12 protein-coding genes and 1 pseudogene are annotated in these 13,635 nt (G+C 66.9%); 6 read left to right on the top strand and 7 right to left on the bottom strand.

From position 1 onward, the window contains the following. Positions 1 to 30 precede the first annotated feature (30 nt). Both V3C33_04210 and V3C33_04215 read left to right on the top strand, forming a co-directional pair. Positions 31 to 5,130: a DEAD/DEAH box helicase gene (locus V3C33_04210; protein ID XAS68520.1), complete on the top strand. Its 5,100-nt coding sequence runs from the start codon at positions 31 to 33 to the stop codon at positions 5,128 to 5,130. Positions 5,131 to 5,222: 92 nt separating this feature from the next. Next, positions 5,223 to 6,113 carry a DNA-formamidopyrimidine glycosylase family protein gene (locus V3C33_04215; protein XAS68521.1) on the top strand — a complete coding sequence of 297 codons (891 nt, stop codon included), beginning with the start codon at positions 5,223 to 5,225 and terminating at the stop codon, positions 6,111 to 6,113. A gap of 54 nt (positions 6,114 to 6,167) precedes the next feature. Here the strand turns inward: V3C33_04215 and V3C33_04220 are convergent, their stop codons facing one another. After that, positions 6,168 to 6,848 (bottom strand): hypothetical protein, encoded by a 681-nt coding sequence (locus tag V3C33_04220; protein ID XAS68522.1) that lies wholly within the window; start codon positions 6,846 to 6,848, stop codon positions 6,168 to 6,170. A gap of 60 nt (positions 6,849 to 6,908) precedes the next feature. On the opposite strand from V3C33_04220, the gene V3C33_04225 reads away from it, so the two are divergent. Next, the gene (locus V3C33_04225) at positions 6,909 to 8,447 is read left to right on the top strand and encodes a PLP-dependent aminotransferase family protein (GenBank protein XAS68523.1); all 1,539 of its coding nucleotides are present in this window, start codon (positions 6,909 to 6,911) and stop codon (positions 8,445 to 8,447) included. An 86-nt stretch (positions 8,448 to 8,533) separates the two neighbouring features. On the opposite strand, the gene V3C33_04230 is transcribed toward V3C33_04225, so the two are convergent. Then, a complete protein-coding gene (locus tag V3C33_04230) occupies positions 8,534 to 9,037 on the bottom strand; it encodes a DUF4188 domain-containing protein (protein ID XAS68524.1) in 504 nt (167 codons plus the stop codon). 70 nt (positions 9,038 to 9,107) lie between these two features. On the opposite strand from V3C33_04230, the gene V3C33_04235 reads away from it, so the two are divergent. After that, entirely contained in the window at positions 9,108 to 9,683 is a 576-nt protein-coding gene (locus tag V3C33_04235) for a TetR-like C-terminal domain-containing protein (protein ID XAS68525.1), read from the top strand. A gap of 175 nt (positions 9,684 to 9,858) precedes the next feature. Here V3C33_04235 and V3C33_04240 read toward each other — a convergent pair whose 3' ends face one another. From V3C33_04240 to V3C33_04250, 3 genes and pseudogenes are all read right to left on the bottom strand, one after another. Further along, positions 9,859 to 10,080, bottom strand: coding sequence for a hypothetical protein (locus tag V3C33_04240; GenBank protein XAS68526.1), 222 nt, complete (start codon positions 10,078 to 10,080; stop codon positions 9,859 to 9,861). Positions 10,081 to 10,084: 4 nt separating this feature from the next. After that, entirely contained in the window at positions 10,085 to 10,378 is a 294-nt protein-coding gene (locus V3C33_04245; protein ID XAS68527.1) for a hypothetical protein, read from the bottom strand. Then, positions 10,371 to 11,004 (bottom strand): annotated as a pseudogene (locus tag V3C33_04250) (helix-turn-helix domain-containing protein). The gene V3C33_04245 and the pseudogene V3C33_04250 overlap by 8 nt, the downstream one beginning before the upstream one ends. 112 nt (positions 11,005 to 11,116) lie before the next feature. On the opposite strand from V3C33_04250, the gene V3C33_04255 reads away from it, so the two are divergent. Next, a complete protein-coding gene (locus tag V3C33_04255; GenBank protein XAS69639.1) occupies positions 11,117 to 12,091 on the top strand; it encodes an RluA family pseudouridine synthase in 975 nt (324 codons plus the stop codon). On the opposite strand, the gene V3C33_04260 is transcribed toward V3C33_04255, so the two are convergent. Continuing rightward, a complete protein-coding gene (locus V3C33_04260; protein XAS68528.1) occupies positions 12,042 to 12,569 on the bottom strand; it encodes an O-acetyl-ADP-ribose deacetylase in 528 nt (175 codons plus the stop codon). The two genes, V3C33_04255 and V3C33_04260, sit on opposite strands and share 50 nt — an antisense overlap. A gap of 82 nt (positions 12,570 to 12,651) precedes the next feature. On the opposite strand from V3C33_04260, the gene V3C33_04265 reads away from it, so the two are divergent. Next, positions 12,652 to 13,269, top strand: coding sequence for a DedA family protein (locus V3C33_04265; protein ID XAS68529.1), 618 nt, complete (start codon positions 12,652 to 12,654; stop codon positions 13,267 to 13,269). A 43-nt stretch (positions 13,270 to 13,312) separates the two neighbouring features. On the opposite strand, the gene V3C33_04270 is transcribed toward V3C33_04265, so the two are convergent. Continuing rightward, positions 13,313 to 13,618: a hypothetical protein gene (locus tag V3C33_04270; protein XAS68530.1), complete on the bottom strand. Its 306-nt coding sequence runs from the start codon at positions 13,616 to 13,618 to the stop codon at positions 13,313 to 13,315. Positions 13,619 to 13,635 lie beyond the last annotated feature (17 nt).

Raw genomic sequence — 13,635 nt, forward strand, 5'->3', positions numbered from 1 at the left:
CCTGTCGGTGGCTTAAGGCATGATGGAGAAATGCAAAGGCAGGAGCTCGCTGCCGGGGATTCCGGTGCACCTTGGGGCGACAACATGGACCGGTTCAGCCGGCCAACGCGGGACTGGTTCCTGAGTGCATTTTCCGCGCCCACACCTGCCCAGAACGGAGCCTGGAACGCCGTCTCCTCCGGTTCCCACGCACTGGTGGTGGCCCCCACCGGTTCCGGCAAAACCCTGGCCGCCTTCCTTTGGGCCCTGGACCGGCTGCTGGTTTCCGCGCCCGCCCCGCCAGAGGAGCTTCCCGGTTTGGCGGCCGCTGCTTCGAGCAGACGGGGCGCTACGCCGAGAGCCAGGGCCCCCAAACGGAAAACACGCGTCCTGTACATTTCGCCGCTCAAGGCGCTGGGTGTCGACGTCGAGCGCAACCTCCGCTCCCCGCTGATCGGCATCACGCAGACGGCCAAGCGGCTGGGCCTCCCGGCCCCGCTGATCACCGTGGGAGTCAGGTCCGGGGACACCACGACGGCGGACCGCCGCTCGCTGCTCAGCCATCCGCCGGACATTCTCATCACCACGCCCGAATCGCTTTTCCTGATGCTCACGTCCAAGGCGCGCGAGACGCTGTCCGACGTGGACACCATCATTGTGGACGAGGTCCACGCGGTGGCCGGTACCAAGCGGGGCGCACATCTGGCCGTGTCGCTCGAGCGGCTTGATGCCCTGCTGACCAAGCCTGCCCAGCGGATCGGCCTGTCGGCCACCGTTGAGCCAAGGGAACTGGTGGCGCAGTTCCTGGCAGGCGCGGCTCCCGTGGAGATTGTGGCCCCGCCGTCGCGCAAGAACTGGGACCTTACGGTGTCCGTCCCGGTGGAGGATATGTCAGATCTGCCGGGCGCGGCGGGCGCCTTCGATTCAGGGCCCGCATCCGGATTGCAGCCACAGGCGTCCATCTGGCCGCATGTGGAGGAAAAGATCGTGGACCTGGTTCTGGCAAACCGGTCCACCATCGTGTTTGCGAACTCCCGGCGGCTGGCAGAGCGGCTGACTGCCCGGCTGAACGAAATCTATTCTGAGCGGCAGCTCATCTCCGTGGGCGGCGGCGGGGATGATCCCGCGGCCGGCTCCGCTCCCACCTCTGTGGCGACGCCCGCCCACATGATGGCACAGGCCGGCAGCACCTCCGGCGCAGATCCGCTGCTCGCCAGGGCACACCACGGTTCTGTCTCGAAGGACCAGCGTGCACTCATTGAAGACGACCTGAAGTCCGGACGGCTCCGCTGTGTGGTGGCAACATCGTCGCTGGAACTCGGAATTGACATGGGCGCCGTTGATCTGGTGGTGCAGGTGGAGTCCCCGCCGTCGGTGGCGAGCGGGCTGCAGCGCGTGGGCAGGGCCGGGCACCAGGTGGGCGAGATCTCCCAGGGAGTGCTGTTCCCGAAGCACCGGGCCGATCTTGTGCACACCGCCATCACCGTTGAGCGGATGCTCGGCGGAAAAATCGAGCGGCTCAGCGTTCCCGCGAATCCCCTGGACATTCTGGCGCAGCAAACCGTGGCAGCCACCGCGCTGGGCAGCATCGATGTGGAGGAATGGTTCGCCACCGTCCGGCGGTCCGCTCCGTTTGCCACGCTCCCCCGGTCCGCCTTTGAGGCCACACTGGACCTTCTTGCCGGACGCTATCCTTCCGACGAATTCGCCGAACTGCGCCCGCGCATCATCTGGGACCGCAACGCCGGCACCATCGAAGGCCGTCCAGGGGCGCAGCGGCTGGCGGTGACTTCGGGCGGCACCATCCCGGACCGCGGCCTGTTCGGCGTGTACATCATCGGCACCGAGACGGAGGGCTCCGGTTCGTCCGGAGCCGCCGGTCCCTCGGGCGGCGCGGCAGATGGGAGGGCTGCCAGCCCGGCTGCGGCGGCCGCCAAGGGCGGGCGGCGAGTGGGCGAGCTGGATGAGGAGATGGTCTACGAATCCCGGGTGGGTGACATCTTTGCCCTGGGCGCCACGAGCTGGAAAATCGAAGACATCACCCACGACCGCGTGCTGGTCTCCCCCGCCTTCGGACAGCCCGGCAAGCTGCCGTTCTGGAAAGGTGATTCCCTGGGGCGGCCGGTGGACCTGGGCCGTGCGCTCGGCGCGTTTGTGCGCGAACTGTCAGCATCCGACGTCGGGCCCGCCACCGAACGCTGCAAGGCCAGCGGTCTGGACGACTATGCCGCGAACAACCTGATCCAATATCTGAACGAACAGAAGCTGGCCACGGAAGTGGTTCCCAGCGACACCACGCTGGTGGTGGAGCGGTTCCACGATGAACTCGGCGACTGGCGCGTCATCCTGCACAGCCCCTTCGGCATGCCCGTCCATGCTCCGTGGGCGCTCGCCGTCGGGCAGCGGCTGCTGCAGCGGTACGGTCTGGACGGCTCCGCCATGGCGGCCGACGACGGCATCGTGCTGCGGGTCCCCATGATGGAAGACGAACCTCCGGGGGCCGAGCTGTTTCTCTTCGATCCTGAGGAACTGGAGCAGATCGTCACGGCAGAGGTGGGCGGCAGCGCCCTGTTCGCCTCGCGTTTCCGTGAATGTGCGGCGCGCGCCCTGCTGCTCCCCCGCCAGACCCCCGGCAAACGTCAGCCCCTGTGGCAGCAACGGCAGCGGTCCGCTCAATTGCTGGATGTCGCCCGGAAGTACCCCACCTTCCCCATCGTGCTGGAAACCGTGCGGGAATGCCTGCAGGATGTCTACGATCTCCCCGCGCTCAAAGACATTGCCGCGTCCATTGAGCGGCGCGAACTACGCATTCTGCAGACCACCACGCAGCAGCCGTCACCCTTCGCCAAGTCCCTGCTGTTCGGGTATGTGGCCCAGTTCCTCTACGAAGGCGATTCCCCGCTGGCTGAACGCCGGGCGGCCGCCCTGGCACTGGACTCCACCCTCCTCAATGAGCTGCTGGGGCGCGTGGAGCTGCGCGAACTGCTCGATGCCAAGGTCATCGAGGAAACCGAGCTTGAGCTCCAGCGGCTGGCGCCGGACCGGCGCGCCCGCGGGGTGGAGGGTGTTGCGGACCTGCTTCGTCTTCTGGGGCCGCTGACGCCGGAGGAAGTGGCCCTGCGGCTGGTGGTTGAGCGTGCCGCGGTGGTTGAGCCTGCCGAAACCGGACCTGCCGCGGTGGTTGAGCCCGTCGAATCCGAGCCTACCGAAACCGGACCCGTCGAGACGGCCCCTGGATCCCGACAAGCTGGATCAACGGGCGTCCAAACCGCCTCCGTAGCGGACGCCTCCACCCATCTGCTCGCCCTGCAGCGGGCCAACCGCGCCATCAGGGTGAACATCGGCGGCGCCGAACGCTTTGCCGCGGTGGAGGATGCCGCACGGCTGCGCGACGCCATCGGGGTACCGCTGCCCATGGGGGTGCCGCTCGCGTTCATCGAGCCGGTGGCGGATCCACTCGGCGATCTGGTCTCGCGCTATGCCCGCACACATGGTCCGTTCACCTCGGCGGAAGCCGCGGCGAGGCTGGGACTTGGCGTCGCCGTCGTCGGTACTGCCCTGAAGCGGCTCGCCGCGGACGGACGCGTGGTGGAAGGCGAGTTCCGCCCCCATGCGGCTCCACCGGAGAGTCGCGCGGATGGCGCCGGAACTGAGAGCACCGGCCCCACACCCGCCATACCTCCGGAAGCCCCCACCCCTGCGAATACCAGCGAGTGGTGCGACGCCGAGGTGCTCCGCAAGCTCCGCCGTCGTTCGTTGGCTGCCCTGCGCGCCGAGGTGGAGCCGGTGGATGCCACGGCGTACGGGCGGTTCCTTCCCGCCTGGCAGAACGTGCGGACGCCGGGTTCGGGGCGCGGGCAATCCGCGCTGCGCGGCCTGGACGGGATTGTCACGGCCATCGATCAGCTGTCCGGTGTGCCCGTTCCGGCGTCGGCCTGGGAACCGCTTGTACTTGCGAGCCGGGTCGCCAACTACCAGCCAGCCATGCTGGATGAACTGATGGCCGCCGGTGAAGTGCTCTGGTCCGGTGCCGGATCCCTGCCCGGCAACGATGGCTGGGTTACCCTGCACATTGCTGAATCGGCCGAGCTGACGTTGAACCCAGCCATCGACTACCAACCGGGCGATTCCCAGCAACGGCTGCTTGCCCACCTGCAGAACAACGGCGGCGGTTACTTTTTCCGCCAGCTGACGGACATCGCCGGCGGCATGGACTCGGTCCTGAGCGACCAGGATGTGGTGTCCTCGCTCTGGGATCTGGCGTGGGCGGGCCGGATCACGGGCGATACTTTTGCGCCCGTACGGGCGCTGATCGCCGGAGGCCACACAGCGCACCGGCAGGTTGCCCGGGCACCCCGGGCCCGGGCCCTCCGCATGAGCAGACTGGGGCGATCGCATGGTACCGGGTTGCTGGGATCGCCAGGACTCACGGGCGGACGCTACGGCTCGGTCACCGGGACCGCGCCCACACCCCCACTGGCTGCCGGGCGCTGGTCCGCGCTGCCGTCCCCGGAGCTGGATCCCACCATCCATGCCCGCGCCACTGCCGAGCTCCTGCTGGACAGGTACGGCGTGGTGACGCGGGGCTCAGTCATGGCCGAACAGATCCTGGGCGGCTTCGGGCTGATGTACAAGGTACTGGCCCGTCTGGAGGAGGCCGGGCGCTGCCGTCGCGGCTACTTCATCGAGCACCTCGGCGCGGCGCAGTTTGCCGTTCCCGCCACGGTTGACCGGCTGCGCTCCTATGCCGAGGACACCCAGCTGGCCAAACCGGACCCCGTGGCGCTGGCCCTCGCCGCCACCGATCCCGCGAACCCTTACGGTGCCGCCCTGCCCTGGCCGGCTCCCAATGTGGAAGCCGGCAGCGGCCACCGCCCCGGGCGGAAAGCAGGGTCGCTGGTGGTGATGGTCGACGGCGCGCTGGTGCTTTATGTGGAACGCGGCGGTAAGACCTTGCTCGTTTTCAGCGACTTGACGCCGGTCCTGGCGGGAGCCGCGGCGGCCCTGGTAGATGTGGTCAAACGCGGAGCCGTGGACAAACTAATCATGGAAAGAGTCAACGGACACGGCATCCTGGACACCCCGGTGGCAGCCGCACTCACGGCGGCCGGCGCCTATTCCACTCCGAAAGGACTGCGGATCCGTGCCTGAGGCGCCCGGGCCGGAAGGCGCTGACCCTTCGGCGCCTGTGCCTGTGCCGGTGTCTGAGCACCTTATTGCGATTCCTGCGTCGGAGGTCCACCATGCCTGAGGGAGACTCGGTTTTCCGTGCGGCCGCACAGCTGCATGGAGCACTGGCCGGCCAGGTGCTGACGGCCTCCGATTTCCGCGTGCCGCGATTTGCCACGCTGAATCTGACGGGCTGGACTGTTAACGAAGTGGTGCCCCGCGGAAAGCATCTGCTGATGCGCCTGCACGGCCCTGCCAATGAGCGGCTCACCATCCATTCGCATCTGAAGATGGAAGGCAGCTGGCATGTCTACCCGTGGGGAGGCCGCTGGCGGAAACCGGGTTTCACCGCGCGGTGTGTGCTTCGCACGTCGGCGGCAGATGTCGTTGGATTCGCCCTGGGCCTGCTGGAAGTAATCCGGACCGAAGACGAACACACCGTGGTGGGGCATCTTGGTCCGGATCTGCTGGGGCCGGACTGGGATCCTGCCGAGGCAGAGCGCAGGGTGGCAGCTGCTCCAGAAGTTCCCATCGGCGTCGCGCTGCTGGACCAGCGGAATCTTGCGGGCATCGGCAACATCTACCGCTGCGAAGTGTGCTTCCTTGCGGGTGTGCACCCTGCGTCCCCGGTGTCAGCCGTGGCGGATCTGCCCGGCGCTGCTGATTTGAGGGCCATGTTCGCGGATGCCAAACAGCTGCTCGAGGCCAATCTTGGCCCGGGGCGCCGGACTACCGTCCTTGATTCACGCGGCCTGCCGGTTGGCCGGGCTGCCCAAGGGCCGGGCGGTGCCCCAACCCATTGGGTCTACGGCCGCGAACACCAGCCGTGCCTGCGCTGCCGAACTCCGATCCGCCGCGGCGTGTTGGGAAAGCCGGGCAGCTCCGGCCAAGGGGACGCCGAGGAACGGGACATCTACTTCTGCCCGAATTGCCAGCCGCTGTTCGGCGCGCAAGCCGATTCATGACGCGCTCCTTGTCTGGCGACTCGCGGATTCCCTGGCGACACGGGAAATCCGGCGTCAGCAGGGAATCTGCGAGTCGTCAGGCTGAAACCGTGCCGTCAGGAGGCCATCACGGGGGGCCGCGTCGTCATCCCGAACTAACGTTGCCTCCGCGCCAGCAGACCCGGGCACCGTGAACCTCGGCAGCAGCAGCTGAACCAGCGGACCGATCGCCAGCGCGTAAACCACCGTGCCCACGCCCACGGACCCGCCCAGCAGCCACCCCACCCCCAGCACCACCACTTCGATCAGTGTGCGGGACACCCGGACAGACCATCCGGTGCGCCGGGCCAGGCCCGTCATGAGGCCGTCGCGGGCACCTGGTCCAAAACGCGCTCCGATGTAGCAGGCGGAGGCGATGCCATTGAGCACCACCGCGCCGGCCAGCATGCCGACCTGTCCGCCCAGATGCGAAAACTCCGGAATCAGGGCGAGCCCGATATCCGCGAAGACACCCACGAGCACGGCATTGCACAGTGTCCCGAAGCCGGGCCACTGCCGCAGCGGAATCCAGAGCAGCAGCACCAGGAAACTGAGAATTATGACCACAACCCCGATGCTCAGACCTGTCTTGCCGGCCACGCCCTGGTGGAACACATCCCACGGGTCCAGGCCCAACCCGGCGCGGATGAACATGGCCAGGGAAATGCCATACATGGCTAGGCCTGTGAAGAGCTGTACGAGTCTGCGGGTCATCATGAAACCATCATTCCGGAAAACTGGCCTTGTATTCCATAGCCAGTTTGAGATACTGGCCTTATGCCCGGCTCACTGAATCCCACCGCACTGGCCCGTCTCCTGGGCCAGTGGAACCACGGCGGCGCGGCCGCCTACCGCGAGCTGGCCGACGTCGTGCGTCTCCTCATTCTGGACGGACGTGTGGCGCTGGACACCGCACTGCCGAGTGAACGGACGCTGTCCGAAGCACTGGGTGTCAGCCGCACCACCATCACTGCCGCCTATGCGAACCTGCGCGAGCAGGGTTTCCTCAGCAGCGGCCAGGGCTCCCGCGGACGCACCTGCCTGCCAAACCGAACCGGCAGAACCGGAGGGGCCGGAACCACCAGCGCACCTGGCCTCCCGGCCCCGGACGGTGTCATCGATCTGGCGTACGCATCACTCCCGGCGAGCGGTGAAGTGGTGCACCGGGCTTTCGCTGCCGCGCTGACCGAGCTGCCGGCCATGCTGCCGGGCTTCGGGTACGACGTCCTGGGCGTGCCGGCCCTCCGCGAAGCCATCGCCGCCCGGTACACGGCCGCCGGCGCACCGACTACGGCGGGCCAGATCCTCGTGACATCGGGCGCGCAGCATGCGCTGAACATTGTGCTCCGCACGTTGGCCGGTCATGCGTCTCCCGGGCACGCGCTGGCCGGGCACGCGCTGGCCGGGCACGCCGCCGGGCGCCAGGACAAGGTGCTGGTGGACCATCCCACGTACCCGAACGCGTTGGACGCCATCCGCGCGGCGGGCTTCCGGCCCGTTCCGGTGGCGCTACCGCCTGCACAGGAAAGGGGTGCCCCGGAATCTGGCTGGGACATGGACGCCATGGAGGCCGCGCTCTTGCAGCAACGACCCAAAATGGCCTACGTGGTGCCTGATTTCCATAACCCCACCGGACGGCTGATGCCGGACGCCCAGCGGCGCCGGCTGGTCCGGGCGGCCGCGGCGTCGGGCACGGTACTGGTAGTGGACGAAACGCTGCGGGAACTTAATCTCGACGGCGGCGTTGCGGCTCCGCTGGCAGCGTTCAGCCCGGCGGTGGTGTCCATCGGATCGCTCAGCAAGTCGCACTGGGCCGGTCTCCGCACCGGCTGGATCCGCGCCGGCGAAGATCTTGTCCAGCGTTTCGCCGCCATCCGCACCACCATGGATCTGGGCGGGCCGGTGGTGGAGCAGCTCGCGGCCGCGCATCTGGTCCGCGACGTCACGGAGCCGCTGCCGGCCCGGCTCGCCGCGCTCCGCGGGAACAGGTCCGCGTTGCTGGAACTGCTCGGCGCCTACCTGCCACGCTGGCAGACCGAGATGCCCGACGGCGGCCTGACGGTCTGGTGCCGACTGCCCGCACCCTGCAGCACGGCGTTGACTGTGATTGCCCCCGAGTTCGGCATCCGGCTGGCAGCAGGACCACGGTTTGGAGTGGGTGGCGCATTTGAACACTACGTCCGCGTCCCGTACACGCTGCCGCCGGACCAGCTGGAGACCGCGGTATTGGCGCTGCGCTCTGCCCAGGACCGTCTGGACGCGGCCCCGCAGCTGCGGCGGACCCTGAAAGACCTGCCTTCCGCAGCCATCGCCTGATGTACGGTTGCCCGCCCAAGTAGCTCGCAGTTGTTGTCGTTTTGAGCGTCCAGAACGACAACAATTGCGAGTCAGTTGGGCCGCCCCTAGCCCTGGGCTGGCGGGGGGCCGGCTGCGCGTCCCATGCGTTGCTTCGCCGTGTTGCTTCCGGGACCGACGGGTATGTGCGCCGTGGCCTTGGCCAGGCCAAAGAGCGGCATGCCGTTGTAAACAACCTCGATCCCGCTGGCGGGCACCTGGTACGTCTCATGCCAAACGCCCACGTCCCCGCTTCCTGAAAGCTCCTTCATGAATCGCCGCCAGGGCTCCAGATGGGGAGACTCCCTGTCCGCTGCGAATCTTCGAAGATGTTCCGGACTCTCCCAGTAGCTAAGCAGGATCGTGGTGCGCCCGAACCACTGCTCGCACCCCAGCATCCCTGACTCCGGAGTATTCGCAAGGTGCCGGAGCATCCTGGGCATTGCTGCGGCCACCCTGGCGACAGTCCCGAACTTCCACCATCGGTTGGCGCGCATGCCGATCAAGAATACGGTCAGCGATTCGCGCCCCGGGTCCGCAGTAAAGCGTCCCGGGAAAACCTCCTGTGCCATGACGGCTCCTTTGCATCGTGAAATGTTTCATAACTACGTTATGAAACAAGGTTATGAAACAATGAACGGCATGGCAAGACCTATCGTGCATGACGACTCCCTGAGGCAAAGACTTCTGGCGGTAACCGCAGATCTCGTTGACCGAGAAGGACCCTCCCGGGTCACGCTGCGGGACGTCGCAGCAGCTGCGCAAACTTCAACCACGGCCGTCTACTCGCTCCTGGGAGGAAAATCACAGCTACTCACGGCGGTGGTGGACAACGGGTTCCGCTCGTTCCACTACTCCCAGCTGGCCGCAGCGGGCGGCGGACTGCATGCTCTGGGCCTGGCGTACAGAGCCTGGGCGTTGGAGCACCGGGCCCTGTACCGGCTGATGTTCGGCGGCGCCCTGGCAGCCTATGTGGATTACCGGCCAAGCCCGGACGTGGCCGCAGAAGCCATGGTCCCGCTGATCGAGGCCGTGGCTTCGGCCCAGGCCGACGGCACGCTCCGGAATGCCAGCGTGGATACCGTGGCCTCAGCCATCTGGGGCCAGGTCCACGGGCTCGTGAGCCTGGAACTCGCACAGCTTGGCTCGCCTGAAACCAAGTGGGAGGCCATTTACTCCTCGGCCTTGGACGCCGTAACCCGCGGCTGGGCTGCCTGACATGTCCGCCGCGACGATCGTGTCGACGCACTGTTTCCCGTAACGGCTCAACACCGGCGACGCGCGAACCTTCCGGCGCCACGCAAACGGGCGGGCGATACCCGAATCCGAGTGTCGCCCGCCCATTTGCGTGGCCTGAGGTAATTTGCGTGTCTTTGGGGGTACTAGGCGAGTTCTAGGCGTAGACCTTTTCGAAGAAGCCGCCCCACGCCTTGGAAGCTGCGCCGGAGTCGCCGCTGCCGCTGAAGTCGTGGACGGTCATGCCGACCGGCGCCTCGAAGGAGTTGCGGCCGAAGAACCGGTACATGGCATCCCCGGTCCTCAGTCCCAGGAAGTGCTCATTCGAGAAGTCCACTTCGCCGGAAAGCCGCCCAACGCCGTCGAGCTCCAGTTCCACAGTGTCACCCTGCGATACCCGAATCCGAGTGTCGCCCGCCCATTTGCGTGGCCTGAGGTAATTTTCGGCCGCCGTCAAGCGGTTCGAGCACATGCTCCAGCTGGTTGAACCAGGCGTCCGGGCCCTCCATCCGGGAGACCCGGTGATTCGGGTAGTCATCCACCGTGGTGACCGCGGGCCACTCGTCGGTGGGGAACATCCAGGCCGGCGTGTGGTTGGTGACGGCCTCCCAGACGCGCTCCGGGGTGCCGGGCAGTTCTGCGTCGAAAACGATCTCGAATTTGCGGTTATCAGTCATTGTCCTGCTCCTTTTTGCTTTCAGTTACGGCATTCTTGATTGGATTGAGGGTCGGATGAAGGGCGACTACGAGCCGGTGCTTACGCGCGCCGCCCGCCGCGGTGGAGGCTCCGTCGTCGTGATACTTGTCCACGAGCCGACGGCAACGCCGAGCTCCTCGGCAAAAACTGCGCGGTCAGCAGCCAAGCGGAACGTGATCTCGCCGTCGATCGCGAAGGTGGCGAGTTTCCGTTTGGCGGCCGCAGCTCCGGCGATCAGCTTGCCCATTTCCTGGACTGTACGGCCGGCGAGCGCCAGCAGCCAGAAGGCGGAAAAGCGGTCCGAGAACCGGAGCGGATCCGGAGCCACAGATGCCAACGCCACCGGAGAAATCAGGTAGGAAGCTGCCGTTGCCTGCAGCACCCGCTCGGTAACGCTGCCCTTGCGGCGTTCCTCCACCAGCGCACCAGGCCATGGCGCTCGAGGGCCTTCAGGTGATAGTTGACCTTCTGCCTCGGCAAGCCCACGCTGGCGGCAAGCTGGGTTGCCGAACCGGGCTGGGCCAGCTCCTGGAGGATGCGTGTGCGGATCGGGTCCAGCGACGCTTCCGCCGCAGCCGGGTCCTCAATCACTTCGATGTCCAGCATGCTTCCACTATGTCGTCGGCTGGTGGATCCGCCGGCGAACCCGGAAGCCTGCGGGTTCGCCGAGTTTCCGGCGAGCCCGGGGCGCAGAAGGAGAAAGTAGAATGGACCGGTGATGCAATCCCCCCTCCCTGTGCGCGACGGCGTGAACGCGACCCGCCTCCGCCTCCCGGACGACGGGCCGTGGGCCACTGCGATGGACTACATGATGCACCGCTGGGGCCACATCGATCCGCAGGGCATCGAGGACAGGTTCGACGCCGGCGAGATCGTGGGCGAGGGCGGCCGCCCTCTGGACCGGGGCACCCTCCTCGAGGACCACACCTTCATTTGGTACTACCGCACGCTCCCGCCGGAGGCCCGCCTGCCCGTGGAACTGAAAATCCTGCATCAGGACGATCACATCCTGGTGGTGGACAAGCCGCATTTCCTCCCCACCACGCCCGGCGGCACCTACATCCAGGAGTCCGCGCTGGTCCGGCTCCGGAACCAGCTCACTCTCCCCGACCTCATCCCCATGCACCGCCTGGACCGCATGACCGCCGGCATCCTGCTGCTCTCCACCAACCCGGAAACCCGCGGCAACTACCAGGTGCTGTTCGAGAAACGCCAGGTCCAGAAAGAATACGAGTGCGTTTCCGCAGCCGAACCTGCCGCCGGGTACCCCGCCGTCGGGTTTCCCGTGGTGGTCCGCAACCGGATGACCAAGTCCCGCAGCTACCTGCTCGCCGAAGTGATCGACGGCGAACCCAATGCCGAGACCCGCATTGAACAGGTGAAAACGTACGACGGCGGCGCTTCCGCCGGTTCTGCACGTCGCCGGGCGTTGTACCGCCTTGAGCCGCACTCGGGGAAGACGCACCAGTTGCGGGTGCACATGGCGTCGCTGGGGCTGGGGATCGTGAACGACTCGTTCTATCCGGAGCTGCTGGACAAGGCACCGGACGACTACACCAAGCCGCTCCAGCTCCTGGCCCGCGGCATCCGGTTCGTGGATCCCATCAGGAATGAGCCGGTGGAATACCGCAGCGGGCTTGAGCTCAGCGAAGCGCCAGCACCTCACGGAAGATCCCGGCAGTCTCCTCGCTGAACAGCACGAACTCCACCAGCGTCAATCCGGCCCGCGGTGAGCCGGATGCGTACTCTCGGACGGAGTCGAACGCCACCTCCGCAACCTCGCGGGCATCCCAGCCATATACTCCGGCGCTGATCGCAGGAAAAGATACCGAGCGGGCGCCCAGGCCTTCCGCGACAAGAAGGCTCTCGGTGAAGCAGGAAGCCAGCAGTGCGGGATCAGACTCCCCGGCGTGACGGTTCGGGCCGACGGTGTGGATGACCCAGCTCGCCGGGAGCCGGAAACCTGGTGTGGCCACGGCGGATCCCACCGACAGACCGTCCGGATACTCGGTGGCCCTGAGCCTGCGACAGGCCGCCAGCAGCCGCGCACCGGCGGCCCGGTGGATGGCCCCGTCCACACCACCGCCGCCCAGCAAAGAAGAATTGGCCGCGTTGACGATTGCGTCAACGTGCCGGGTGGTGATGTCATCCTGAACGATCGAGATCCGCATGGGGCCAGTCTTCCACTGCTGCACCCAGCCCGCGAGTACCCGGGGCCCGGATATCGGCACGCAAATGCGGTACTTTGTGCCAATGGACTTGGGCAACGCTGATGGCTGGGGTGCTGCGATCTATTTCTGGATCATGCCGCTTGTCCTTGGCGACGCCATTTTCCCGCCCATCCCGTCAGAAATGGTGGTGATCACCGGCGGGGCGCTCTCAGCCGAAGGCCGCGCCAACCTGTTCTTGGTGGGCGTTCTGGCAGCGCTGGCTTCGTGGATCGGCGACGTGGTGGTGTTCCAGCTTTTCAAACGCCGGCTCGGCCATGTGCTGGACCGCTGGCGCTGGGGGCGGAAGGTTCACCACGGCATCCACCAGGCCATCGCAAAGGCCGGTCGCTCGTCCACGTACGGGACCATCATCGGGGCGAGATTCCTCCCGGGCGGCAGGCTGGCCACTTCGGCGGCCGCAGGGATCGCAGATGTCTCCACCCGCGGCTTCAGTTTCTGCGCTGCCCTGGGCGCGGTGCTGTGGGCCGTGTGGCTGGTGGGTCTGGGCTACTTCACCGGATCGGCCACCAGGCTGCCGTTCTGGGCCAGCTCGCTGATAGGCGTTGGCCTCGGGCTGGTGATCGGCGCCGTCGTGGGAATCATTGTCACGCGGAAGCGGGGCAGCCGCTCCCCCGTGGATGAGCCCGCTCCCGGTGATTGAGCTTGTGAAATCCACGGGGGCCGCAGGCCCGGCCACCGTGACGTCAGACGGGCGCCCAGCGGCCGCGGTTCCGGCGGAGAACGGACAGCGAGCCGGTCAGCGCAACGCGTTCGACGGCGTCGCGCATCATCGCTGCTGATTCGAGCGCCTGGTGATTCTCACCGTTGTACTCGGTGGGTTCCACCAGGAAGCGGAGGTTCAGCTGCGGAACACCGCCGGAGAGGTCCAGCTGGTTCGCCTCCACATGGTGGCGCGTGCCCAGGGCCTCGACGGCAGCGGCCATCACGGTCTCCGGAGGGTTGCCCGGCTTGAGCCCGGTGATCTTGAGTCTGGTCTGGAACGACGGCATGGATCTACCCTAACCGT

Source organism: Micrococcaceae bacterium Sec5.7 (assembly GCA_039636785.1).
GTDB lineage: Bacteria > Actinomycetota > Actinomycetes > Actinomycetales > Micrococcaceae > Arthrobacter.

What these genes read in the sequence shown, in the direction of transcription:
- V3C33_04270 (XAS68530.1), bottom strand. Translation starts at nt 13,618, where the DNA reads ATGCCGTCGTTCCAGACCAGACTCAAGATCACCGGGCTCAAGCCGGGC.
- V3C33_04215 (XAS68521.1), top strand. Translation starts at nt 5,223, where the DNA reads ATGCCTGAGGGAGACTCGGTTTTCCGTGCGGCCGCACAGCTGCATGGA.
- V3C33_04210 (XAS68520.1), top strand. Translation starts at nt 31, where the DNA reads ATGCAAAGGCAGGAGCTCGCTGCCGGGGATTCCGGTGCACCTTGGGGC.
- V3C33_04260 (XAS68528.1), bottom strand. Translation starts at nt 12,569, where the DNA reads ATGCGGATCTCGATCGTTCAGGATGACATCACCACCCGGCACGTTGAC.
- V3C33_04230 (XAS68524.1), bottom strand. Translation starts at nt 9,037, where the DNA reads ATGGCACAGGAGGTTTTCCCGGGACGCTTTACTGCGGACCCGGGGCGC.
- V3C33_04255 (XAS69639.1), top strand. Translation starts at nt 11,117, where the DNA reads ATGCAATCCCCCCTCCCTGTGCGCGACGGCGTGAACGCGACCCGCCTC.
- V3C33_04245 (XAS68527.1), bottom strand. Translation starts at nt 10,378, where the DNA reads ATGACTGATAACCGCAAATTCGAGATCGTTTTCGACGCAGAACTGCCC.
- V3C33_04225 (XAS68523.1), top strand. Translation starts at nt 6,909, where the DNA reads ATGCCCGGCTCACTGAATCCCACCGCACTGGCCCGTCTCCTGGGCCAG.
- V3C33_04235 (XAS68525.1), top strand. Translation starts at nt 9,108, where the DNA reads ATGGCAAGACCTATCGTGCATGACGACTCCCTGAGGCAAAGACTTCTG.
- V3C33_04265 (XAS68529.1), top strand. Translation starts at nt 12,652, where the DNA reads ATGGACTTGGGCAACGCTGATGGCTGGGGTGCTGCGATCTATTTCTGG.
- V3C33_04220 (XAS68522.1), bottom strand. Translation starts at nt 6,848, where the DNA reads ATGATGACCCGCAGACTCGTACAGCTCTTCACAGGCCTAGCCATGTAT.